The organism is Streptomyces sp. NPDC048514 (assembly GCF_043199955.1).
In the GTDB taxonomy this organism is placed as follows: domain Bacteria; phylum Actinomycetota; class Actinomycetes; order Streptomycetales; family Streptomycetaceae; genus Streptomyces.
In genome coordinates, this window is record NZ_JBICWT010000017.1 from 24,643 (window position 1) to 47,086 (window position 22,444).

Here is a 22,444-nt window from a genome sequence, read left to right on the forward strand (position 1 = left end):
AAGGACTGATCGTGCGTCAACGTTCGCTCATCGCCATCACCGCCGCTCTGGCGGCGGGAGCGCTCACCCTCACCGCCTGCGGCTCGCGCGACAGCGGCGACAAGGGCTCCGACTCCGGCAACGGCGGCACCACCGTCACCATCGGCGTCGACGCCCCGCTGACCGGCGACCTGTCCGCGCTCGGCCTGGGCATCAGGAACTCGGTGGACCTCGCGGCCAAGCAGGCCAACAAGAAGAACTACGTCAAGGGCGTCACCTTCAAGGTCGAAGCCACCGACGACCAGGCGCAGCCCTCCTCCGGCCAGACCAACGCCACCAAGTTCGTCGGCAACAAGGACGTCCTCGGTGTCGTCGGCCCGCTGAACTCCTCCGTGGCCCAGTCGATGCAGAAGGTCTTCGACGACGCCAAGCTGGTCGAGGTGTCGCCGGCCAACACCAACCCGGCGCTGACGCAGGGCGACGACTGGCAGAAGTCGAAGGCGCGGCAGTACAAGTCGTACTTCCGCACCGCGACCACGGACGCCATCCAGGGCCCGTTCGCCGCGCAGTACGTCTACAACAAGGCCAAGAAGACCAAGGTCTTCGTCATCGACGACAAGAAGACCTACGGCGCCGGTCTCGCCGCCACCTTCTCCGAGGAGTTCAAGAAGCTCGGCGGCAAGGTCGTGGGCACCGAGCACATCAACCCCGACACCAAGGACTTCTCCGCGGTCGCCACCAAGGTGAAGAACTCCGGTGCCCAGGTGGTCTACTACGGCGGCGAGTACCCGCAGGCCGGCCCGCTGAGCAAGCAGATCAAGGCCGCCGGCGCGAAGGTCCCGCTGGTGGGCGGCGACGGCATCTACGCCGACGACTTCATCAAGCTGGCCGGTGCCTCGGGCGGCGGCGACCTGGCCACCTCGGTCGGCGCCCCGGTCGAGACGCTGCCCTCCGCCAAGGAGTTCGTCGCCAACTACAAGGCGGCGGGCTACAAGGAGGCGTACGCGGCCTACGGCGGTTACTCCTACGACTCGGCCTGGTCGATCATCGAGGCCGTCAAGAAGGTCGTGGACGACAACGACGGCAAGCTGCCGGACGACGCCCGCGAGAAGATCACCCAGGCCATGCAGAACGTCTCCTTCGACGGTGTGACCGGCAAGGTCTCCTTCGACGAGTACGGTGACGCGACCAACAAGCAGCTCACCGTCTACTCCGTCACGGGTACCACCTGGAAGGCCGTGGAGTCCGGCACCTACAACGGCAGCTGACCCACACACCCGCACCACCAGAGCCGCGCGGGGCGCTGTTCCACTGGCGTCCCGCGCGGACTCGCATCCGGCCTCATCCGTCGAACGTCCGAAAGTCTCGGAGGACATGCGGTGAACGAACTGCCGCAGCAGCTGGTCAACGGCCTGCTACTAGGATCCATGTACGGGCTGGTCGCCATCGGCTACACAATGGTCTACGGCATCGTCCAGCTCATCAACTTCGCCCACGGCGAGATATTCATGACCGGAGCCTTCGGCGCGCTCACGGTCTACGCGTACGTCCTTCCCGACGGCACCTCGATGTGGGTGGCCCTGCCGCTCATGCTCGTCGGAGCCATCGTGGTCGCCGTCACCGTCGCCGTCGGGGCGGAACGGTTCGCCTACCGTCCGCTGCGCACCGCCCCCCGCCTCGCGCCCCTGATCACCGCCATCGGCCTCTCCCTCGCGCTGCAGCAGGCGGTGTGGGCCTGGTACCCCGGGGCCAAGTCCGCCCGCACGTTCCCGAGCATCCCGGGCGGCCCCTTCGAGATCGGCAACGTCACCATCCAGACCGGTGACGTCTTCCTGGTCGCCGCCGCCCCGCTCTCCATGGCGTTCCTCGCCTACTTCGTGATGCGCACCCGCACCGGACGCGGCATGCAGGCCACCGCCCAGGACCCGGACACCGCGAAGCTGATGGGCGTCAACACGGACCGCATCATCGTGATCGCCTTCGCCCTCGGCGCCACCTTCGCCGCCGTCGGTTCCGTCGCCTACGGCCTGAAGTACGGCCAGATCGACTTCCGCATGGGCTTCATCCTCGGCCTGAAGGCCTTCACCGCAGCCGTCCTCGGCGGCATCGGCAACATCTACGGCGCCATGCTCGGCGGCCTCGTCCTCGGTGTGGCCGAGGCACTGTCCACCGCCTACATCGCGGACATCCCCGGCATGGACAAGTTCGGCAGCCAGTCCTGGGCAGACGTCTGGGCGTTCGTACTCCTCATCCTCGTGCTGCTGTTCAGGCCACAGGGCCTGCTCGGCGAGCGCGTGGCGGACAGGGCGTGACACCGATGACCACACAGACCACCGCATCCGAGACCCCGGAGACCCCGGACGCCACCACGGCCGCGCAGTCCGGTCTCATCGGCCTTCCCGCCCCGCTCGGACGAGCCCTCGCCACCGGCGGCGGCGCGCTCACCGTCGTCTCGACGTTCCTCGCCTGGACCTGGACCTCGGAGTTCCCCGGCGACCTCACCGTCTACGGCTACCCGGGCGGCCTGCAGGTCCTCGTCCTCATCGGCGGCGCCCTCACCGCGCTCTTCGGCCTCTCCTCCTACGGCGTCAAAGGCCTGGGGTGGCTCACCCCGGGCAGCGCCGACGGCGCGCTGAAGCTGTCCGCGCTCGGCGCCTTCGCCACCACCTGGTTCACGGTCATCGCGATCAGCTCCAAGCTCGGCGGCGTGGTGAACCTGGAGCCCGGCGGCTTCGTCGCCGCCCTGGCCACGCTGGCGGCCCTGACCGGCGCACTGGCCCTGCCCTTCGAGCGGCCGGCCCCGGAACTCATCGACCCGGACGACACCGCCTGGGAGCAGTTCCGCCACAGCCGGCGCCAGAACTGGAACACCTTCAAGGCGGCCTTCGCCTCCCGCACCCCGGCCCCGGCCGCCAAGCTGCCCGCCTACGCCGAGATCCTCGTCATCGCCGCCGTGATGGCACTGGGCCTGATCGTCTTCACCTACGGCATCGGCACCGAGTACGACGAGCTGTTCATCGGCTTCCTCATCACCGCCGGCTGCGGCTTCGGCGCCATCGCCAAGGCCGGGCTCGTGGCCCGGGTCTCGGCGATCACCGCCCGCCACCGCATCATCACCATGACCGGTGCCTTCGTCGCCGCGGCCGCCTTCCCGCTCACCCAGTCCGACGACCAGTACGCGACAATCGGCGTCTACATCCTGATCTTCGCCACGGTCGCCCTCGGCCTGAACATCGTCGTCGGCCTGGCCGGCCTGCTCGACCTCGGTTACGTCGCCTTCCTCGGTGTCGGCGCCTACACCTCGGCCCTGGTCTCCGGTTCGCCGTCCTCGCCCCTGCACGTGCAGTGGCCGTTCTGGGCCTCGGCGGTGCTCGGTGCGGTCGTCGCCATGGTGTTCGGCGTCCTCATCGGCGCTCCGACCCTGCGGCTGCGCGGTGACTACCTGGCCATCGTGACGCTCGGCTTCGGTGAGATCTTCCGCATCACCGTCCTCAACATGGACGGCACGTCCGGCCCGGACGTCACCAACGGCTCCAACGGCATCTCCTCGATCCCGAACCTGGACATCCTCGGGTTCGACTTCGGCCAGGAGCATCAGCTCTTCGGCGCCACCATCGGCCGGTTCGCGAACTACTTCCTGCTGATGCTGCTCGTCACGCTCATCGTGGTCGTGGTGTTCCGGCGCAGCAGCGACTCCCGCATCGGCCGCGCCTGGATCGCCATCCGCGAGGACGAGACCGCCGCGCTGGCCATGGGCATCAACGGGTTCCGGGTCAAGCTCATCGCGTTCGCCCTGGGCGCCTGCCTGGCCGGCCTCGCCGGCTCCGTCCAGGCCCACGTCACCTACACGGTGACTCCGGAGCAGTACCAGTTCGCCCACGTCGTGCCGCCCAACTCGGCGTTCCTGCTGGCCGCCGTCGTCCTCGGCGGCATGGGCACCATCGCCGGTCCGCTGGTCGGCGCGGCCCTGCTCTACCTGATCCCCGCCAAGCTCCAGTTCCTGGGCGACTACCAGCTCTTCGCCTTCGGCGTCGCGCTCGTGCTGCTGATGCGCTTCCGCCCCGAGGGCATCATCCCCAACCGGCGCCGCCAACTCGAATTCCACGAAGAGGCCGAAGCGCCCGCCGTCCTCAGCAAGGCAGGGGCCTGACCGATGACCACCGACACCACCACCAAGGGCGCCGCCCCCGGCGCCTCCGCACCCGGCGAGGTCGTGCTCGACGCCCGCGGCGTCACCATGCGCTTCGGCGGCCTGACCGCCGTACGCAATGTCGACCTCACGGTCAACAGCGGCGAGATCGTCGGCCTGATCGGCCCCAACGGCGCCGGCAAGACGACCTTCTTCAACTGCCTGACCGGCCTGTACGTCCCCACCGAGGGCGAGGTCCGCTACAAGGGCGCCGTCCTGCCGCCGAAGTCCTTCAAGGTCACCGCGGCCGGCATCGCACGCACCTTCCAGAACATCCGGCTGTTCGCCAACATGACGGTTCTGGAGAACGTGCTCGTCGGCCGGCACACCCGCACCAGGGAGGGCCTGTGGTCCGCCCTGCTGCGCGGTCCGGGCTTCCACCGGGCCGAGGCGGCCTCCCGGGCGCGGGCCATGGAACTCCTGGAGTTCGTCGGCCTGGAGAAGAAGGCGGAACACCTCGCCCGCAACCTGCCCTACGGCGAGCAGCGCAAGCTGGAGATCGCCCGGGCGATGGCGAGCGAGCCCGGCCTGCTGCTCCTGGACGAGCCGACCGCCGGCATGAACCCGCAGGAGACCCGGGCCACCGAGGAACTGGTCTTCGCCATCCGGGACAGGGGCATCGCCGTGCTCGTCATCGAGCACGACATGCGCTTCATCTTCAACCTCTGTGACCGCGTCGCCGTCCTGGTGCAGGGCGAGAAGCTCGTCGAGGGCGACAGCGCGACCGTGCAGGGCGACGAGCGGGTCGTCGCCGCCTACCTCGGCGAGCCCTACGAGGACGCTCCCGGTGACGAGGAGGTCGCCGAGGTCGAAGCGGCCGAGGCAGCCGAGGCGACCGAAGCGGCCGAGGCGCACCCCGAGACCACGACGGACGCCGCGCCCGGCAAGGAGAACGACCGATGACCGCACTGCTCGAAGTGGAGGACCTGCGGGTCGCCTACGGCAAGATCGAGGCCGTCAAGGGCATCTCCTTCAAGGTCGAAGCCGGTCAGGTGGTCACCCTCATCGGCACCAACGGCGCCGGCAAGACCACCACGCTGCGCACGCTGTCCGGACTGCTGAAGCCGGTCGGCGGGCAGATCCGGTTCAACGGAAGGTCCCTGAAGAAGGTCCCGGCGCACGACGTCGTCTCGCTGGGGCTCGCCCACTCCCCCGAGGGGCGGCACATCTTCCCGCGCATGACCATCGAGGACAACCTGCGCCTCGGCGCGTTCCTGCGCAGCGACAAGCCGGGCATCGAGAAGGACATCCAGCGCGCCTACGACCTCTTCCCCATCCTCGGGGAGCGCAGGAAGCAGGCCGCCGGCACTCTCTCGGGCGGTGAGCAGCAGATGCTGGCGATGGGCCGCGCCCTGATGTCCCAGCCGAAGCTGCTGATGCTGGACGAGCCGTCCATGGGCCTGTCACCGATCATGATGCAGAAGATCATGGCGACGATCGCCGAGCTGAAGTCCCAGGGCACCACGATCCTGCTGGTCGAGCAGAACGCCCAGGCGGCGCTCTCGCTGGCCGACCAGGGTCATGTCATGGAGGTGGGCTCCATCGTGCTGTCCGGCACGGGACAGGACCTGCTGCACGACGAGTCCGTGCGCAAGGCCTATCTCGGCGAGGACTGACCGGTCCGGCCGGCCGGGAACGCGGCGAGGCCCGCGCCCTCTTCTCCGGGGCGCGGGCCTCGCCGTGCGTGTGCGGGGGCTCCCCGCGGGGGCCGTGCGGTGACTCCGCGGTGGCTCCGTGCGGGGCTCGGACCTACTTCCCGGCCTTCTTCTCCTCGCTGTCCGCGATCACGGCCTCGGCGACCTGCTGCATCGACATGCGGCGGTCCATGGAGGTCTTCTGGATCCAGCGGAAGGCGGCCGGCTCGGTCAGGCCGTACTCGGTCTGCAGGATGGACTTCGCCCGGTCGACCAGCTTGCGGGTCTCCAGCCGCAGGGTGAGGTCGGCGACCTCCTGTTCCAGCTGCTTCAGCTCGGTGAAGCGGGAGACGGCCATCTCGATCGCCGGGACGACGTCGCTCTTGCTGAACGGCTTGACCAGGTAGGCCATGGCACCCGCGTCCCGGGCCCGCTCCACGAGGTCGCGCTGCGAGAAGGCGGTGAGCATCAGGACCGGCGCGATGGACTCCTCGGCGATCTTCTCGGCCGCGGAGATGCCGTCCAGCTTGGGCATCTTGACGTCGAGGATGACCAGGTCCGGCTTGTGCTCGCGGGCCAGCTCGACGGCCTGCTCGCCGTCCCCGGCCTCGCCGACGACGGTGTACCCCTCCTCCTCGAGCATCTCCTTCAGGTCGAGGCGGATCAGGGCCTCGTCCTCGGCGATGACGACACGGGTCGTCAGCGGAGGCACGTGCGACTTGTCGTCGTCGGGCGCGTCTACGGGCTGGGGCGACTCGGCGGTCACAGGGGCTCCTCGTTCGGGGCAGGGGTACTGCTGACAAGAGCCTACCTAGCTGCACCTCCCGCCGGTGAGCCGGTACACTCCACCAGAGTTACCGAGCCGGGTTGGCGCAACTGGTTGACGCGGAGGTCTCAAACACCTCTGTCCGAAAGGACGTGTGGGTTCGAATCCCATACCCGGCACTCGTAAGCGGAGGATCACCTGCGGGTGATCCTCCGCTTTGTGCAGCGTCCCGTCACCGTCGGTGACCCGGAGTGGCCGCATGAACGGCCATGGGGGCCGCCGGCCGTCACTTCGGGCTGTCGTCCTCGCCGATGTGATGGACGCGGACCATGTTGGTCGAGCCGGAGACCCCGGGCGGCGAGCCCGCCGTGATCACCACGATGTCGCCCTTCGCGCAGCGGCCGTACTTCAGCAGCAGCTCGTCCACCTGGTCGACCATGGCGTCCGTGGAGTCCACGTGCGGGCCGAGGAAGGTCTCGGCGCCCCAGGTGAGACTCAGCTGGGAGCGGGTGGCCGGCTCGGGGGTGAACGCCAGCAGCGGGATCGGCGAGCGGTAACGGGAGAGCCGGCGGGCCGTGTCTCCCGACTGGGTGAACGCCACCAGGAACTTCGCGCCGAGGAAGTCGCCCATCTCGGCGGCGGCCCGGGCGACCGCGCCGCCCTGGGTGCGCGGCTTGTTCCGCTCGGTCAGCGGCGGCAGGCCCCCCGCCAGGATGTCCTCCTCGGCCGCCGCGACGATCTTCGCCATGGTGCGCACGGTCTCGATCGGGTGCTTGCCGACGCTGGTCTCGCCGGAGAGCATCACGGCGTCCGTGCCGTCGATGACCGCGTTGGCGACGTCGGAGGCCTCGGCGCGGGTCGGGCGCGAGTTGTCGATCATCGAGTCCAGCATCTGGGTGGCCACGATGACCGGCTTGGCGTTGCGCTTGGCGAGCTTGATGGCGCGCTTCTGGACGATCGGGACCTGCTCCAGCGGCATCTCCACGCCCAGATCGCCGCGCGCGACCATGATGCCGTCGAAGGCGGCCACGATGCCGTCGATGTTCTGCACCGCCTGCGGCTTCTCGACCTTGGCGATCACCGGGAGGCGGCGGCCCTCCTCGGCCATGATCCGGTGCACGTCCCTGGCGTCGTCACCGCTGCGGACGAAGGAGAGGGCGACGACGTCGAAGCCGGTGCGCAGCGCCCAGCGCAGGTCGTCCTCGTCCTTCTTGGAGAGGGCGGGGACCGAGACGGCGACGCCGGGGAGGTTCAGGCCCTTGTGGTCGGAGACCATGCCGCCCTCGACCACCCGGGTGCGGACCCGGGGGCCGTCGACGGCGGTGACCTCCAGGCAGACCTTGCCGTCGTCCACGAGGACGCGCTCGCCGGGGGTGACGTCGGCGGAGAGGCCGGCGTAGGTGGTGCCACAGCCGTGCCGGTCGCCTTCGGCGCCCTCCTCCACGGTGATGGTGAAGACGTCGCCGCGTTCAAGGAGTACCGGCCCTTCGGCGAAGCGGCCGAGGCGGATCTTCGGGCCTTGAAGATCGGCGAGGATTCCGACGCTGCGGCCGGTCTCGTCGGCCGCCTTCCGCACCCGCTGATAACGCTCCTCGTGCTCGGCGTGCGTGCCGTGGCTGAGGTTGAAGCGGGCGACGTCCATTCCGGCCTCGACCAGTGCCTTGATCTGGTCGTACGAGTCGGTGGCGGGCCCCAATGTGCAAACGATCTTTGCTCGGCGCATGTTTCGAGCCTAGGCCTTACCCGTCGGTAGAGAATCCGGGCCGCATGTCGACTCAACAACCTTTGCGTGAAGCGTTATTGACAAGTGTTGAATTGGGCGACCCCTCGCTCCGATGAGCGAATTTCTCACCCGTGAAGCCTGGCGCAGAGGGTCATGCACAGGTCAGAATCTACGCGCGTCGTCGACCAGCACCGAGGAGAACGAGAGATGCCGTTGAACCGCCGGAAGTTCCTGAAGAAGTCCGCCGCCACCGGGGCGGGGGTGGCGGTCGCCGGCACGGCGGCGGCTCCGGCGGCCGAGGCTGCGGAGCACGGGAGGCCGGGACACCACGCGAAGCGGTACTCCCTGACCGTGATGGGCACGACCGACCTGCACGGCAACGTCTTCAACTGGGACTACTTCAAGGACGCCGAGTACTCCGACAAGGCCGGCAACGCGCTGGGCCTGGCCCGGATCTCCACCCTGGTCGACCAGGTGCGCAAGGAGAAGGGCCGCCGCAACACCCTGCTGCTCGACGCCGGTGACACCATCCAGGGCACCCCGCTGGCCTACTACTACGCCAAGGTCGACCCGATCACCGCCAAGGGCGGCCCGGTGCACCCGATGGCGCAGGCGATGAACGCGATCGGGTACGACGCGGCGGCGCTCGGCAACCACGAGTTCAACTACGGCATCGAGACCCTGCGCAGGTTCGAGGACCAGCTGGACTTCCCGCTGCTCGGCGCCAACGCGGTCGACGCCAGGACGCTCAGGCCGGCCTTCCCGCCGTACTTCATCAAGAAGTTCCACGTGCCCGGCGCCGAGCCGGTCAAGGTCGCCGTGCTCGGCCTGACCAACCCCGGCATCGCCATCTGGGACAAGGCCTACGTGCAGGGCAGGCTGAAGTTCGAGGGCCTGGAGGAACAGGCCGCGAAGTGGGTGCCGAGGCTCAGGTCGATGGGCGCCGACGTGGTCGTCGTCTCCGCGCACTCGGGCACGTCGGGCACGTCGTCGTACGGCGACCAGGTGCCGTACGTGGAGAACGCGGCGGCGAACGTCGCCAAGCAGGTCCCCGGCATCGACGCGATCCTGGTCGGCCACGCCCACGTGGAGATCCCGGAGCTGAAGGTGGTCAACGACCAAACCGGCAGGACGGTCGTGCTCTCCGAGCCGCTGTGCTACGCCGAGCGGCTCACCCTCTTCGACATCGAGCTGGTCTTCGCCAGGGGCGGGTGGGAGGTCGAGTCGGTCTCCGCCTCGCTGCGCAACTCCAATACGGTCGCCGACGACCCGAAGATCACCAAGCTGCTCGCCGACGAGCACGAGAGGGTCGTCGCGTACGTCAACCAGGTCGTGGGCAGCGCGACCGAGACCCTGACCACCGTCGAGGCCCGCTACAAGGACGCCCCGATCATCGACCTGATCACCAAGGTCCAGGAGGACGTGGTCAAGGCCGCGCTCGCGGGCACCGAGTACGCCTCGCTGCCGGTGATCGCCCAGGCGTCGCCGTTCTCCCGGACGTCCGAGATCCCGGCCGGCGACGTGACCGTCCGGGACCTGTCGAGCCTGTACGTCTACGACAACACGCTGGTCGCCAAGCTGCTGACGGGCGCCCAGGTGCGCGCCTACCTGGAGTACTCGGCGGAGTACTACACGCAGACGGCGGCCGGCGGCCCGGTGGACGTCGAGAAGCTGACCAACGCGGGCGGCCGCCCGGACTACAACTACGACTACGTCTCGGGCCTCTCGTACGACATCGACGTCGCCCAGCCGGCCGGGTCCCGGATCAGGAACCTGGCCTTCGGCGGGGCTCCGCTGGACGACACCCGGCAGTTCGTGCTCGCGGTGAACAACTACCGGGCCAACGGCGGCGGCGCGTTCCCGCACGTCGCCGCGGCCAAGGAGCTGTGGTCGGAGTCGACGGAGATCCGTACCAGGATCGCGGAGTGGGTGACCGCGAAGGGCGTCCTGGACCCGAAGGACTTCGCCTCGGCCGACTGGAGGCTCACGCGGAACGGCACCCCCGTGTTCTAGCACCGCTCGTCCGCCCCGCTCACCGGCCCCGCTCGTCAGCTGCCTTCGACGAGCGGGACCAGCCGTTGCGCCTGCCGGGCCTGCGGCATCCGGGACTGGACCTCGTCCAGGCCGAAGGTGGTGAAGGCCGTCCGGACCGGCAGCGGGTAAGGGTCCTTCGCGGTGAGCGTGTTCAGGATGGTGGCGCTGCGCCAGGCGGCGAGGCCGAGGTCGGGGGCGCCGACGCCGTGGGTGTGCAGCTCGGCGTTCTGGACGTACACCGAACCGGTGACCGACGGGTCGAGGACCAGCCGGAAGCCCTCGTCGATGCGCGGTCGTTCGCTGCTGTCGCGGCGCAGATAGGGGTCGAGCCCGGCGAGGATCCGGCCGAGAGGGCGTTCCCGGTAGCCGGTGGCGAGGACGACCGCGCCGGTGGTGAGCCGGGAACGGCTGTCCTGCTGGAGATGGTCCAGATGCAGTTCGACCTTGGTGGTGGCGATCCGGCCGGCCGTACGGACACTGACGCCGGGGGTGAGGACCGCGTCGGGCCAGCCGCCGTCCAGGGTGCGCCGGTACAGCTCGTCGTGGATCGCGGCGAGCGTGCCGGCGTCGATCCCCTTGTGCAGCTGCCACTGGGCGGCGACCAGCCGGTCGCGGACCGGTTCGGCGAGGGCGTGGAAGTAGCGGGTGTAGTCGGGCGTGAAGTGCTCCAGGCCGAGCTTGGAGTACTCCATCGGCGCGAACGCCTCCGTGCGGCCGATCCAGTGCAGCTTCTCGCGGCCGGACGGACGGCGCCTCAGCAGGTCGAGGAAGATCTCGGCGCCGGACTGTCCGGAGCCGACGACGGTCACGTGCTCGGCGGCGAGGACGGTCTCTCGGTGGGCCAGGTAGTCGGCGGCGTGGAGGACGGGCACACCGGGCATGTCCACCAGCGGCCTGAGCGGGTCGGGCACATAGGGGACGGTGCCGACCCCCAGGACGATGTTGCGGGTGTAGGTGCGGCCCAGGGCCTCGGCCTCGCCGTCGGCGTCGAGCTGGGTGAAGTCGACCTCGAACACGTCCCGTTCGGGATTCCAGCGGACGGCGTCGACCTGATGGCGGAAGTGCAGCCCGGGCAGGCTCTGTGCGACCCAGCGGCAGTAGGCGTCGTATTCCGCGCGCTCGATGTGGAAGCGCTCGGAGAAGTAGAAGGGGAAGAGCCGCGCACGGGTCCTGAGGTAGTTCAGGAACGTCCAGCGGCTGGTGGGGTCGGCGAGGGTCACCAGGTCGGCGAGGAAGGGCACCTGGATGGTGGCGCCATCGATGAGCAGGCCGGGGTGCCAGTCGAATCCGGGGCGCTGCTCGTAGAAGACGGCGTCGAGTTCGGCGAGCGGGTGGGCGAGGGCGGCGAGGGAGAGGTTGCACGGTCCGATGCCGATGCCGACCAGGTCGCGGGGTGATGCGGGCTCTTGGCGTGGGGGGATGGTCATCTGGGGGTCGTTCCTTCTGCGAGTTTCAGGAGCTGGGCCAGGTCGTCCGGCCGGGCCTGGGGGTTCAGGAAGGTGGCCTTGAGCCAGAGGCGGCCGTCGAGCCGGGCGCGGCCGAGGACGGCCCGGCCCTCGTGCAGCAGCCTGCGTCGTACGGCGGCCACGGCGGCGTCGTCGGCCGCGGCGGGCCGGAAGAGCACCGTGCTGATGACGGGCCCGGCGTACAGCTCGAAGTACGGGTGTTCCCGGACCAGCTCGGCGAATTCGCGGGCGCGGGCGCAGACCTGGTCGACCAGGGCGCCGAGTCCGCGGCGGCCCACGGTCTTGAGGGTGACCGCGATCTTGAGGATGTCGGGGCGGCGGCTGGTGCGCAGGGAGCGGCCGAGCAGATCGGGGAATCCGGCCTCGGTGTCGTCGTCGGCGTTCAGGTAGTCGGCGCGCTGGTGCAGTACGGCGAGTTCACGCGGGCGGGCGACGGCGAGCAGGCCGGCGGCGACCGGCTGCCAGCCGAGCTTGTGCAGGTCGAGGGCGACGGTGTGGGCCGTCTCGAGTCCGGCGAGCCGGTGGTGGTGCCGGTCGCTGAAGAGCAGGCCTCCGCCGTAGGCGGCGTCGACGTGCAGGCGCGCGCCGTGGGCGGCGCACAGCCCGGCGATCTCGGGCAGCGGGTCGATGAGGCCGGCGTCGGTGGTGCCGGCGGTGGCGGCGACCAGCAGCGGGCCGGGTTCGGAGGTGAGGGCCTCGTGCAGGGCGGCCGGGTCGAGGACGCCGCGCGGCGCCGGGACGACGACCGGGTCGGGCAGCCCCAGCAGCCAGGTGGCGCGTGGCAGGGAGTGGTGGGCGTTGGCGCCGCAGACCAGCCGGACGCCGGCGCCCTGCGTCTCACGGGCGAGCAGCAGGGCGAGCTGGTTGGACTCGGTGCCGCCGGTGGTGACCAGCGCGTCGGCGAGCCCGGCCGCGAGGGCGAGGGCGCGGGTGACCACGGCCTCCAGGGCGGCGGCGGCCGGAGCCTGGTCCCAGGAGTCCATGGAGGGGTTGAGGGCGCTCGCGGCCAGGTCGGCGGCGGTGGCCACGGCGAGCGGCGGGCAGTGCAGATGGGCCGCGCACAGCGGGTCGGCGGGGTCGGCGGCGCCCTCGGCGAGGATGTGCACGAGGGTTTGCAGAGCGCCTGGGTCGCCCTCGTCCGGCAGGACGTCCCCGACGGCGTCGGCGACGCGCGCGGCCACGGCCTCCGGTCCGCCGGCGGGCAGCGGTCCGCCGCGCGCCCGGGCGCCCGCCGCGAGCGCGTCGAGTACGGTGCCGAGCAGCGGTCGCAGGACGTCGGGACCGTCCAGTCCCGAGGCGAGGGGCGGCGGCGTGCTCATGGGCTCTCCTCCGGGGCGCGAGGACGGAGTGCGGAGGCTGCGGCACGGATGTTTCCGTCCGGGAGCTTCCAGCTTGTACGGGAAACGGTCCGCGCGTCCCTGAAGTCCGGCCATCAGTACCCGAAAGTGGGTACTGCCGTACGGGGAAAACGTGTTGGAGAGCCCACGGAGCCCGCCGTGCGCCCCGGTCTCCTCCCCCGTCCCCTCCCCCTCGTGTTCGCGCCCCTCGCCTTCGCCTTCGCCAGGCGCTTTCGCCTTCGCCCGGCGCCTTCGCCCGGCAGCGCCGTATCAGGCCCGTTCGTCGCGTACGCGCAGGGCGCGGGACAGGTCGTCGAGGCGGTCGGCGAGGGTGCGGCGCAGCGCCGGGGTGAGGTCCCTCTCGCGTACGCAGTCCTCGCCCAGGCGCAGGTTCTCGCTGTCCACGGCGTGGGCCGGGAAGGCCCAGCGTCCGGCGGCGACGCCGATGGCGGGGCCCCGGCGGGCGGCGACGGCGACGGCGTCCGCGTAGAAGCGCGGCACGTACTCCCGTACCAGCTCGGCCTGCTCGGGCTGCCAGAAGCCCTGCGCGGTGGCCGTGAAGAGGTAGTTGGACAGATCGTCGCCGGCGAACATGGCCTCCCAGGCCGTCCGCTTGGCCTCCGGATCGGGCAGGGCGGCACGGCAGCGGGCGGCACCCTCCTGGCCGGTGGCACTCGGGTCGCGCTCCAGCTCCGCCGCGATGGCGGCCTCGTCGGTGGCACCGAGCACGGCGAGCCGGCCGAGGATCCGCCAGCGCAGTTCGGGGTCGAGTTCCGGCCCGCCGGGGACCGTGCCGTCGGCGAGCCAGGCGGCGATGGCGTCGGGGTGGGCGGCCACGCCGATCAGATGCCGTACGGCGATCAGGCGCAGGCCGGGGTTGTCGCCGTCCTCGGTGCGCCGCAGCAGGTCGCGGCAGAGGGAGGTGAGCGTGGCCAGCGCGGCCGGGCGCTCCTCGGCCGGCAGGTACTGGTCGGCGATCTGCCCGGAGGCGAACGCCAGGACGCCCTGGACCACGGCCAGGTCGGTCTCGCGCGGCAGATGGGCGCGGGCCGTCTCCAGGTAGGCGGCGGGCGGGAGTTCGCCGTCGCGCACGGCGTCCCTGAGGGCGTTCCACACGACCGCGCGGGTGAGCGGGTCGGGCAGGCCGGACAGGGCGGTGCGGATCGCCGTGAAGGAGCCGTCGTCGAAGCGGACCTTGGCGTAGGTCAGGTCGCCGTCGTTGAGCAGCAGCAGGGCGGGGCGCTTGCCGACGGGCTGCGGGGCGGTCTGCGGGACGTCGAGCTCGAGGCGCTCGCGCAGCACCAGCCGGCCCTCGTCGGTGATGTCGTGGTCGTACAGTCCGGCGAGGAGGCGGTGCGGGCGGCTGCCCGCGTGGTCGACGGTCAGGGTGCAGGCGCCCGCGTCGGCGGAGATCCGGGGCGTGAGCGTGTCGACGCCGGTGGTGCGCAGCCAGGAGTCCGCCCAGGCGTGCACGTCCCGGTCGGTGGCCGAGGCGAGGGAGTCGATGAAGTCGGCGAGGGTGGCGTTGCCGAACTTGTGCCGGGCGAAGTGGGTGTTGATCCCGGCGAGGAAGTCCTTCTCGCCGAGCCAGGCGGCCAGCTGGCGCAGCGCGGAGGCCCCCTTGGCGTAGGAGATGCCGTCGAAGTTGAGCAGCGCGGAGGCCGTGTCGTCGACGTTCTCGGGGGCGACCGGGTGGGTGGTGGGCCGCTGGTCGGCGTCGTAGCCCCAGGCCTTGCGGGTGACGCCGAACTCGGTCCAGGGGCCGGTGAACCGGGTGGCCTCCGCGGTGGTCCGGTAGCCCATGTACTCGGCGAAGGACTCGTTCAGCCAGATGTCGTCCCACCACTTGAGGGTGACGAGGTCGCCGAACCACATGTGGGCCATCTCGTGGGCGATGACCATGGCGCGGGTCTGCCGCTCGGTGTCGGTGACGGCGGAGCGGTAGACGAAGTCGTCACGGAAGGTGACCAGGCCCGGGTTCTCCATGGCGCCCGCGTTGAACTCGGGGACGAACGCCTGGTCGTAGGAGTCGAAGGGGTACGGCTCCTCGAACTTCTCGTGGTACCGGTCGAAGCACGCGCGCGTGACGTCCAGGATCTCGTCGGCGTCGGCGTCGAGGTACGGCGCGAGCGAGCGGCGGCAGTGCAGGCCGAAGGGCAGCCCGCGGTGTTCGGACCGCACCGAGTGCCAGGGGCCGGCGGCCACGGCGACGAGGTAGGTGGAGATCGGCGGGGTGGCCGCGGCCCGCCACACGCCGCCGCCCTGCTGCTCCGTGATGCCGTTGGCGAGGACCCTCCAGCCGTCGGGCGCCCGCACGGAGACCTCGAAGGCGGCCTTCAGGTCCGGCTGGTCGAAGGCGGCGAAGATGCGCTGGACGTCGTCCATGAACATCTGCGAATAGACGTACGTCTCACCGTCGCTGGGGTCGGTGAAGCGGTGCATGCCCTCGCCGGTGCGGGAGTAGCGCATGACCGCGTCGACGCGCAGTTCGTGCTCGCCCGCGGTGAGGCCCCGCAGCGGCAGCCGGTCCTCGTGCAGCGATTCCGGGTCGAGGGGCTGCCCGTCGAGCGTGACCTCGCGCAGTTCGACGGGCTTCAGCTCGACGAACGTGTCCCCGTCGGACCGTGCGGTGAACCGGATCACGGTGCGGGAGCCGAAGGTCTCCTCACCGGTGGTGAGGTCCAGTTCGACCGTGTAGCGGTGGACGTCGAGGAACTGTGCTCGGAGCTGCGCCTCATCGCGCGTGAGTACGGACATGCAGGCCATGCTGCCTGATGGGACCGACAGGGCACAGAGGCGGATCGGAAAACGACTTTTGTCCGGTCCACCCCTTTCCTCCGGCAATCGTGCTGTTGCCCGGCGGGTCAGAGCCCGTGGGTGTCCTCCGCGATGCGCTCGTGGTGGCGGATCACCTCGCCGATGATGAAGTTCAGGAACTTCTCGGCGAACGCCGGGTCGAGCTTGGCGCTCTCGGCGAGGCGGCGCAGCCGCTCGATCTGCCGGGCCTCGCGCGCCGGGTCGGCGGGCGGCAGCTGGTGCACCGCCTTGAGCCTGCCGACCTGCTGGGTGGCCTTGAAACGCTCGGCGAGCATGTGGACGACGGCCGCGTCGATGTTGTCGATGCTGGCGCGCAGCCGGTCCAGTTCCTGGCGGACCTCGGGGGCCACGTCACCGCTACCGGTGTTGCTGGTGGTCATGGGTCTCCACCCTAGGGGTTCGCCGGGGCCTGGCTACGAAGTGTCCGGAGAGTGGATCACCGGTGGGTCGCCGGGGTCGGGGACGCGGTCGCTCCAGCCGCCGGGGACGGTGCGGCCCTGCTGGGCGCGGAAGCGGACCGGGGCGAGTCCGACCCGGCGGGTGAACAGCCGGGAGAAGTAGGCGGGGTCGCCGTAGCCGACGCGGCGGGCGACGGCCGCGACGGGCAGTTCGGTGCCGGCCAGCAGCTCCTTGGCGCGGCCGAGGCGGATGCCGAGCAGGTAGTCCTTGGGGCTGCACCCGGCCGCCCGGCGGACCGCGGCGCGCAGCTCCGCGGTGGTCATCCTGTGCCGGGCGGCGTGGTCGGCGACGCTCATCGGGGTGCAGGCGTCCCGGGCCAGGGCCTCGAGGACCTGGTCGCCGTCCGGGGCGAGGTCGGCGCGGGCGCGGCGCAGCGCGACGAGCAGTTCGTGCACGGCGGCACCGGTCTCGACCTCCAGCAGGGGGTTGCCGCGGCGGGCGGCGCGGGCGATGCGGGCGACGACCGCGCGCGGGGCGGCCGCGTCGGAGAGCGGGACGACGGGCCGCTCGGGCTCGATGTAGCCGAGTTCGGCGTACGTGGTGGCGGCGGGTCCGGTGAAGTCGACGAAGCCCTCGTCCCAGCCGGTGTCCGGATCGGGCGCGTAGTGGTGGGACACGCCCGGGGTGAGCCAGAGCAGGGCGGGCGCGGTGACGGCCGTACGGCGGCCGTCGGCGCCCCGGTACCAGCCGCCGCCGGAGCTGATCACGACGGCCACGTGGTGGTCGAGGGTGCGCGGGCCCACCGTGGGCAGCGCGCCGTACTGGAGGCCGACGCCGAGGCAGACCAGCCCGAGGCGGTGGTGGGCGGGGCCGGGGCTGAAGAACCGCATCCAGGTCCGGTACATCGCTACGACCGCATCCAGGTCCGGTACATCGCTGCTCCTCCCGGCGTCGGCGTCGGCGGACTTTTGTCCAAGCAGCGCCGATCTTCGTCCATGGCGCGCGGTGCCGCCAGAGGTGAGGCTGGGGTGCCCGGCGAGGTCAGGGTGGGGGCGGCGGGGGCATCGGCGGGTTCACGTCAGCGGCGGGGGCATCAGCGGGTTCACGTCAGCGGCGCCGGCATCGGCGGGTTCACGGTGGGGACGGGGCATGAGCGGGTTCACGAAGGGGCGGGGCGGGCGCATGAGCGGGTTCACGGTGGGGCGGGAGGACTTCCTGCTGGACGGGCGGCCGGTGCGGCTGCTGTCCGGGGCGCTGCACTACTTCCGGGTGCACGAGGCGCAGTGGCCGCACCGGCTGGGGATGCTGCGGGCCATGGGCCTGAACTGCGTGGAGACGTACGTCCCCTGGAACCTGCACGAGCCGGGCCCTGGACACCACCGCGACGTGCAGGCGGTCGGCCGGTTCCTGGACGCGGTCCGGGAGGCGGGCCTGTGGGCGCTCGTGCGACCGGGCCCCTACATCTGCGCCGAGTGGGAGAACGGCGGCCTGCCGTCGTGGCTGACGGGTGAACTGGGTTCCCGCGCGCGTACCCGTGACGAACGCTGGCTGTCCCACGTGCGGAACTGGTTCCACCACCTGCTGCCCGAGATCGTGCCCCGGCAGGTCGACCGCGGCGGCCCCGTGCTCATGATGCAGGTCGAGAACGAGTACGGCAGCTACGGCAGCGACGCGGGCTACCTCGCCGATCTTGCCGGCCTGCTGCGGGCGGAGGGCGTCACGGTCCCGCTGTTCACCTCGGACGGTCCCGAGGACCACATGCTGACCGGCGGCTCGCTGCCCGGCGTGCTCGCCACGGTGAATTTCGGCTCCCACGCGCGCGTGGCCTTCGAGACGCTGCGCCGGCACCGCCCCGAGGGCCCGCTGATGTGCACGGAGTTCTGGTGCGGCTGGTTCGACCACTGGTCCGGTGAGCACACCGTGCGGGATCCCGGCGAGGCCGCCGAGGCCCTGCGGGAGATCCTGCGGTGCGGGGCGTCGGTGAACCTCTACATGGCGCACGGCGGCACGAGTTTCGGGGGCTGGGCGGGAGCCAACCGGGGCGGCGACCTGCACGAGGGCCCGCTCGAGCCGGACGTGACGTCCTACGACTACGACGCGCCGGTGGACGAGTACGGCGGGGCGACGGAGAAGTTCTGGCGCTTCCGCGAGGTGCTGGCCGAGTACCACACCGGCCCGCTGCCCGAACCGCCACCGCCGCCCGCCGCCCTGGGCGCGCCGGCCGAGGCCGCGCTGACCGGATGGGCCTCGCCGGACGACGTGCTGGAGGCACTGGGCGGTGCCGAGACCGTGACCCCGGTGCCGCCGTCCTTCGAGGACCTGGGGATCACCCGGGGCCTCGTGCGCTACACGGTGGAGGTGCCGGGGCCGCGGCAGCCGTACCCGCTGGCCGTACGCGGGCTGCGCGACCTCGCGACGGTGTACGTGGACGGCGAACCGGCCGGGGTGCTGACCGAGGAGGAGCCCCGGCTGAAGGAACCGGTCGCCGGCCCCGCGCGCGTGGAGCTGTGGGTGGAGTCCCTCGGCAGGGTGAACTACGGGCCCCGCTCGGGCGAGGCGAAGGGCATCACCGGGGGCGTCCTGCACGAGCGGCAGTACCTGCACGGGGTACGCGCGCGTGGGCTGGACCTGGACGCCTTCGCCGACGGTGTGGCGCGGGTTCCCTTCGGCGCACTGCCCGAGGAGGGCGCACCGGGGCTGTACCGGGGCGCGCTCACCGTCGGCGCGGCCGGGGACGCCCGGCTCACCCTGCCCGGCTGTACGCGCGGCTTCGCCTGGATCAACGGCTTCGGCCTGGGCCGCTACTGGTCGGCGGGCCCCCAGCGGTCCCTGTACGTCCCCGGGCCGGTGCTGCGGGCGGGCGAGAACGAGCTGTGGCTGCTGGAGCTGGGGCAGAGCGGCCCGGCCCGGCCGGCGCCCCGGCTGCTGCCGGTGTGACCGGCCGCGTCCCCCGCCTACAGTGGAGAGGAGTTCCGGCGTCTTCGGGGGTGCGGAGGGGGTGCGGACGTGGCGAACGGCGGACCCGTCGAGCACGGCTACCCGCACCTGGAGACGGTGCGGGCCGCCCTCACCGCGCTCTACAGGCGCCTGTCCCACGACGGCGTCCGGACGTTCGCGACCAGCCTCGCCCCGGCCGACGTGGCGTTCTGCGACACCGACGACCTGCATCTGGGCGCGCAGCGGGTGGCGCGCGAGATCGTGCGGCACTTCCGGCTGCCGGATGCGCGGCTCGTCGTCGGCTTCCGGGAGATGACCCATGCGGCGAACGTCGAACTGACGGCGGGGCCGGAGTACTTCGTCGAGCTGAACGACCGGTTCCGCACCCATCGCCGCGACATCGGGGCGGCACTCGCCCACGAGGTCGCCCACGTCTATCTGCACCGTCTGGACCTGGTCTTCCGCACCACGGCGGAGAACGAGATCCTCACGGACACGGTGACGACCTACCTGGGCGCGGGCTGGCTGCTGCTGGACGCCTTCCGGCAGGACGAGGTCTCCTCCCAGAAGCTCGGCTACCTCACCCCGGAGGAGTTCGGGTACGTCCTGGCCAAGCGGGCGCTGCTCCTCCACGAGGACCCCTCCCCGTGGTTCACCAGCCCGCAGGCCTACACCGCCTACACCAAGGGCATGGCCAAGGCACGCCAGGACGAGCAGCAGCCGCCGTTGACCGCGGCCGGCTGGGCGGGCCGGCGCCGCTACGCACACGACCGCCGGCACGCGTCGGCCGGCCGGCCGACGGCACCGGACGTGCCCGACGGCCCTCCGACGGCACCGTACGCCTTCGCTCCCGACCCCGCCGGCCGGCTCCGTGTCTCCTTTCCCTGCCCGACCTGTCACCAGCGGATCAGGGTGCCGGTACGGGGGCGCGTGCGCGCGCGGTGCGGGTTGTGCCGGACGGTGCTGGAGTGCGACACCTAGCCTCCCGCCCCGCCCGCCCCGCCCGTGTACCGACGGCAGAGGGGGCCGGCCATCCTGTACCGGAGTTTCGAACACTTCCGGCACCGATCGCGGGACCGAGAGCGGACGCGGACACCGTCGGCCGAAGCAGGCCCGAACCCGGCCGCGGAACCGGAAGCGGACGCGGACACCTTCGGCCGAGGCGGACGCGGACACCGTCGGCCGAGGCGGACGCGGACACCTTCGGCCGAGGCGGACGCGGACACCGTCGGCCGAGGCGGACGCGGGCAGCGTGGGCTGCGGTGTCCTGCGGCCCCGCGGCTAGGCCCCGTAGACCGGGCCGGGGGGTGCCGCGGCCGTCAGCAGTTCGCGGGCCGCCTCCCCCGCCTCGGCCGGAGACCACCGGGTTCCCTTGTCGGCGGTGGGACCGGGCCGCCAGCCTTCCATGACGGTGATCCGCCCGCCCTCCGCCTCGAACACCCGCCCGGTCACGCCGATGCTGCCGGCCGAGCCGAGCCAGACCACGAGCGGGGAGACGTTCTCGGGTGCCATGGCGTCGAATCCGGCGGCCGGCGCCGCCATCGTCCCGGCGAAGGCACGTTCCGTCATGCGCGTGCGGGCGGCGGGGGCGACGACGTTGACCTGCACGCCGTAGCGGGCCAGCTCGGCCGCCGCGACCAGGGTGAGACCGACGATGCCGGCCTTGGCCGCGCTGTAGTTGCCCTGCCCGACCGAGCCCAGCAGACCGGCCCCGCTGCTGGTGTGGACGACCCGGGCCACCGGGGCGCGCCCCGCCTTGGCCTCGGCCCGCCAGTACGCGGCCGCGTGCTTCAAGGGCAGGAAGTGGCCCTTGAGATGGACGCGGATCACCGCGTCCCAGTCGTGTTCGTCGAGGTTGACCAGCATCCGGTCGCGCAGGAAGCCGGCGTTGCTGACGAGGGTGTCGAGCCGGCCGTACCGCTCCACTGCGGTACGGATCAGGGACGCGGCCCCCTCCCCGGTGGCGATGTCACCGCCGTGTGCGACCGCCTGGCCGCCCAGGGCCAGGATCTCGGCGGCGACGGCGTCCGCCGGGTTCTCCCCGCCCGGTGCCCCGTCCAGCGCGACACCGAGGTCGTTGACGACGACGCGGGCCCCCTCGGCCGCGAAGGCGAGGGCGTGGGCGCGTCCGAGCCCACGGCCGGCTCCGGTGACGACGACCACCCGGCCGTCGCAGATTCCGCTCATCTCACTCTCCTGACGGACGTTCGGACACGTGTCAGCTCTCCGCACGGACGGACGGACCACCGGGACAGCCGGCGTCTTCCGGAGGGCCGGCGTCCGCCGGACGGCCAGTTCCTCCAGGGCGGCCAGTTCCTCCAGGGCGGCCGGCGCCTCCCGGGAAGCCGGCGCCCGCCGGACAGCCGGCGTCTTCCGGCGCCGTCCGGCCGGCGGCACCGGCGGTGGTCGCCGCGGTCAGGAAGGCCGGCCGCTCGCCGCCTCCGTGCACGTGCAGGCTCGCCCCGCTGATGTAGGCGGCCGCGTCGGAGGCGAGGAAGACGGCGGCGGCGCCGACGTCGGCGGGGGCGGCCAGCCGGCCGAGCGGGACCGTGCCGGCGACGGCGGTCAGGCCGTCGGGGCCGCCGTAGTGCAGGTGGGCCAGTTCGGTGCGGACCATGCCGACCACGAGCGTGTTGACACGAACCTCCGGCGCCCATTCCACGGCCATGGAGGCGGCCAGGTTCGCCAGGCCCGCCTTGGCCGCGCCGTAGGCGGCCGAGCCCGGGGAGGGCCGGCCCCCGCTGACGCTGCCGACCATCACGATCGAGCCGCGGCCGCGCCGCAGGTGCTCGTACGCGGCGAGGGACGCGGTCAGCGGTGCGATCAGGTTCAGCTCGACGACCTTCGCGTGCCGTTCGGCGCCGGCGTCGGCGAGCAGCCGGTACGGCGTCCCGCCCGCGTTGTTGACGAGCACGTCGAGGTGGGGCAGCGCGTCGAAGAACGCGCGCACGGCCGCCGGGTCGCGCAGGTCGAGCGGGCCGAACTCCACGCCTTCCAGCGGCTGTTCCGGGGGTCTGCGGGCGCAGGCCAGGACCCGGGCCCCGGCCTCGGCGAAGGCCCGCGCGATCCCGGCACCGACTCCCCGGGTGCCGCCGGTGACGACGACGGTCCGGCCGCGCAGCGAACTGTCCACAGGGTGCGCCGTCGAGTTGTCCACAGGCTC

General features: G+C 71.7%; 17 protein-coding genes and 1 tRNA gene. 9 read left to right on the plus strand and 9 right to left on the minus strand.

Going from position 1 to position 22,444, the window contains the following annotated elements:
• Window positions 1–11 precede the first annotated feature (11 nt).
• From ACGFT2_RS32050 to ACGFT2_RS32070, 5 genes are all read left to right on the plus strand, one after another.
• The gene (locus ACGFT2_RS32050) at window positions 12–1,247 is read left to right on the plus strand and encodes a branched-chain amino acid ABC transporter substrate-binding protein (RefSeq protein ID WP_393285205.1); all 1,236 of its coding nucleotides are present in this window, start codon (window positions 12–14) and stop codon (window positions 1,245–1,247) included.
• A gap of 111 nt (window positions 1,248–1,358) precedes the next feature.
• The gene (locus ACGFT2_RS32055; RefSeq protein WP_393285208.1) at window positions 1,359–2,291 is read left to right on the plus strand and encodes a branched-chain amino acid ABC transporter permease; all 933 of its coding nucleotides are present in this window, start codon (window positions 1,359–1,361) and stop codon (window positions 2,289–2,291) included.
• Between the two features lie 5 nt (window positions 2,292–2,296).
• Window positions 2,297–4,129 (plus strand): branched-chain amino acid ABC transporter permease, encoded by a 1,833-nt coding sequence (locus tag ACGFT2_RS32060; RefSeq protein ID WP_393285211.1) that lies wholly within the window; start codon window positions 2,297–2,299, stop codon window positions 4,127–4,129.
• A gap of 3 nt (window positions 4,130–4,132) precedes the next feature.
• Window positions 4,133–5,071 carry an ABC transporter ATP-binding protein gene (locus tag ACGFT2_RS32065; protein WP_393285213.1) on the plus strand — a complete coding sequence of 313 codons (939 nt, stop codon included), beginning with the start codon at window positions 4,133–4,135 and terminating at the stop codon, window positions 5,069–5,071.
• A complete protein-coding gene (locus ACGFT2_RS32070) occupies window positions 5,068–5,784 on the plus strand; it encodes an ABC transporter ATP-binding protein (RefSeq protein ID WP_393285216.1) in 717 nt (238 codons plus the stop codon). Before ACGFT2_RS32065 ends, ACGFT2_RS32070 begins: the two co-directional genes overlap by 4 nt.
• Before the next feature lie 133 nt (window positions 5,785–5,917).
• Here the strand turns inward: ACGFT2_RS32070 and ACGFT2_RS32075 are convergent, their stop codons facing one another.
• A complete protein-coding gene (locus ACGFT2_RS32075) occupies window positions 5,918–6,568 on the minus strand; it encodes an ANTAR domain-containing response regulator (protein WP_393285219.1) in 651 nt (216 codons plus the stop codon).
• Window positions 6,569–6,663: 95 nt separating this feature from the next.
• Here ACGFT2_RS32075 and ACGFT2_RS32080 point away from each other — a divergent pair.
• Window positions 6,664–6,747: transfer RNA gene (locus ACGFT2_RS32080), tRNA-Leu, on the plus strand.
• A 107-nt stretch (window positions 6,748–6,854) separates the two neighbouring features.
• Here ACGFT2_RS32080 and pyk read toward each other — a convergent pair.
• Window positions 6,855–8,291 carry a pyruvate kinase gene (gene pyk, locus ACGFT2_RS32085; protein ID WP_393285222.1) on the minus strand — a complete coding sequence of 479 codons (1,437 nt, stop codon included), beginning with the start codon at window positions 8,289–8,291 and terminating at the stop codon, window positions 6,855–6,857.
• Window positions 8,292–8,498: 207 nt separating this feature from the next.
• On the opposite strand from pyk, the gene ACGFT2_RS32090 reads away from it, so the two are divergent.
• Window positions 8,499–10,304: a bifunctional metallophosphatase/5'-nucleotidase gene (locus tag ACGFT2_RS32090; RefSeq protein ID WP_393285225.1), complete on the plus strand. Its 1,806-nt coding sequence runs from the start codon at window positions 8,499–8,501 to the stop codon at window positions 10,302–10,304.
• A gap of 35 nt (window positions 10,305–10,339) precedes the next feature.
• Here the strand turns inward: ACGFT2_RS32090 and ACGFT2_RS32095 are convergent, their stop codons facing one another.
• The 5 genes from ACGFT2_RS32095 to ACGFT2_RS32115 form a co-directional block, all read right to left on the minus strand.
• Entirely contained in the window at window positions 10,340–11,752 is a 1,413-nt protein-coding gene (locus tag ACGFT2_RS32095; RefSeq protein ID WP_393285228.1) for a lysine N(6)-hydroxylase/L-ornithine N(5)-oxygenase family protein, read from the minus strand.
• Window positions 11,749–13,110 (minus strand): pyridoxal phosphate-dependent decarboxylase family protein, encoded by a 1,362-nt coding sequence (locus ACGFT2_RS32100; RefSeq protein WP_393285230.1) that lies wholly within the window; start codon window positions 13,108–13,110, stop codon window positions 11,749–11,751. Before ACGFT2_RS32100 ends, ACGFT2_RS32095 begins: the two co-directional genes overlap by 4 nt.
• Window positions 13,111–13,398: 288 nt before the next feature.
• A complete protein-coding gene (gene pepN, locus ACGFT2_RS32105) occupies window positions 13,399–15,885 on the minus strand; it encodes an aminopeptidase N (RefSeq protein WP_393285233.1) in 2,487 nt (828 codons plus the stop codon).
• Between the two features lie 107 nt (window positions 15,886–15,992).
• Window positions 15,993–16,325, minus strand: a complete 333-nt coding sequence (locus ACGFT2_RS32110; protein WP_393285235.1) for a chorismate mutase — start codon at window positions 16,323–16,325, stop codon at window positions 15,993–15,995.
• A gap of 33 nt (window positions 16,326–16,358) precedes the next feature.
• Window positions 16,359–17,249: a helix-turn-helix domain-containing protein gene (locus ACGFT2_RS32115; RefSeq protein WP_393285238.1), complete on the minus strand. Its 891-nt coding sequence runs from the start codon at window positions 17,247–17,249 to the stop codon at window positions 16,359–16,361.
• 277 nt (window positions 17,250–17,526) lie between these two features.
• On the opposite strand from ACGFT2_RS32115, the gene ACGFT2_RS32120 reads away from it, so the two are divergent.
• Entirely contained in the window at window positions 17,527–19,281 is a 1,755-nt protein-coding gene (locus ACGFT2_RS32120) for a beta-galactosidase family protein (RefSeq protein WP_393285619.1), read from the plus strand.
• A gap of 69 nt (window positions 19,282–19,350) precedes the next feature.
• Window positions 19,351–20,262 carry a hypothetical protein gene (locus ACGFT2_RS32125; protein WP_393285239.1) on the plus strand — a complete coding sequence of 304 codons (912 nt, stop codon included), beginning with the start codon at window positions 19,351–19,353 and terminating at the stop codon, window positions 20,260–20,262.
• A gap of 300 nt (window positions 20,263–20,562) precedes the next feature.
• Here ACGFT2_RS32125 and ACGFT2_RS32130 read toward each other — a convergent pair whose 3' ends face one another.
• Both ACGFT2_RS32130 and ACGFT2_RS32135 read right to left on the minus strand, forming a co-directional pair.
• Window positions 20,563–21,468, minus strand: a complete 906-nt coding sequence (locus ACGFT2_RS32130) for an SDR family oxidoreductase (protein WP_393285242.1) — start codon at window positions 21,466–21,468, stop codon at window positions 20,563–20,565.
• 31 nt (window positions 21,469–21,499) lie between these two features.
• Window positions 21,500–22,402 carry an SDR family oxidoreductase gene (locus ACGFT2_RS32135; protein WP_393285622.1) on the minus strand — a complete coding sequence of 301 codons (903 nt, stop codon included), beginning with the start codon at window positions 22,400–22,402 and terminating at the stop codon, window positions 21,500–21,502.
• Between the last annotated feature and the right edge of the window lie 42 nt (window positions 22,403–22,444).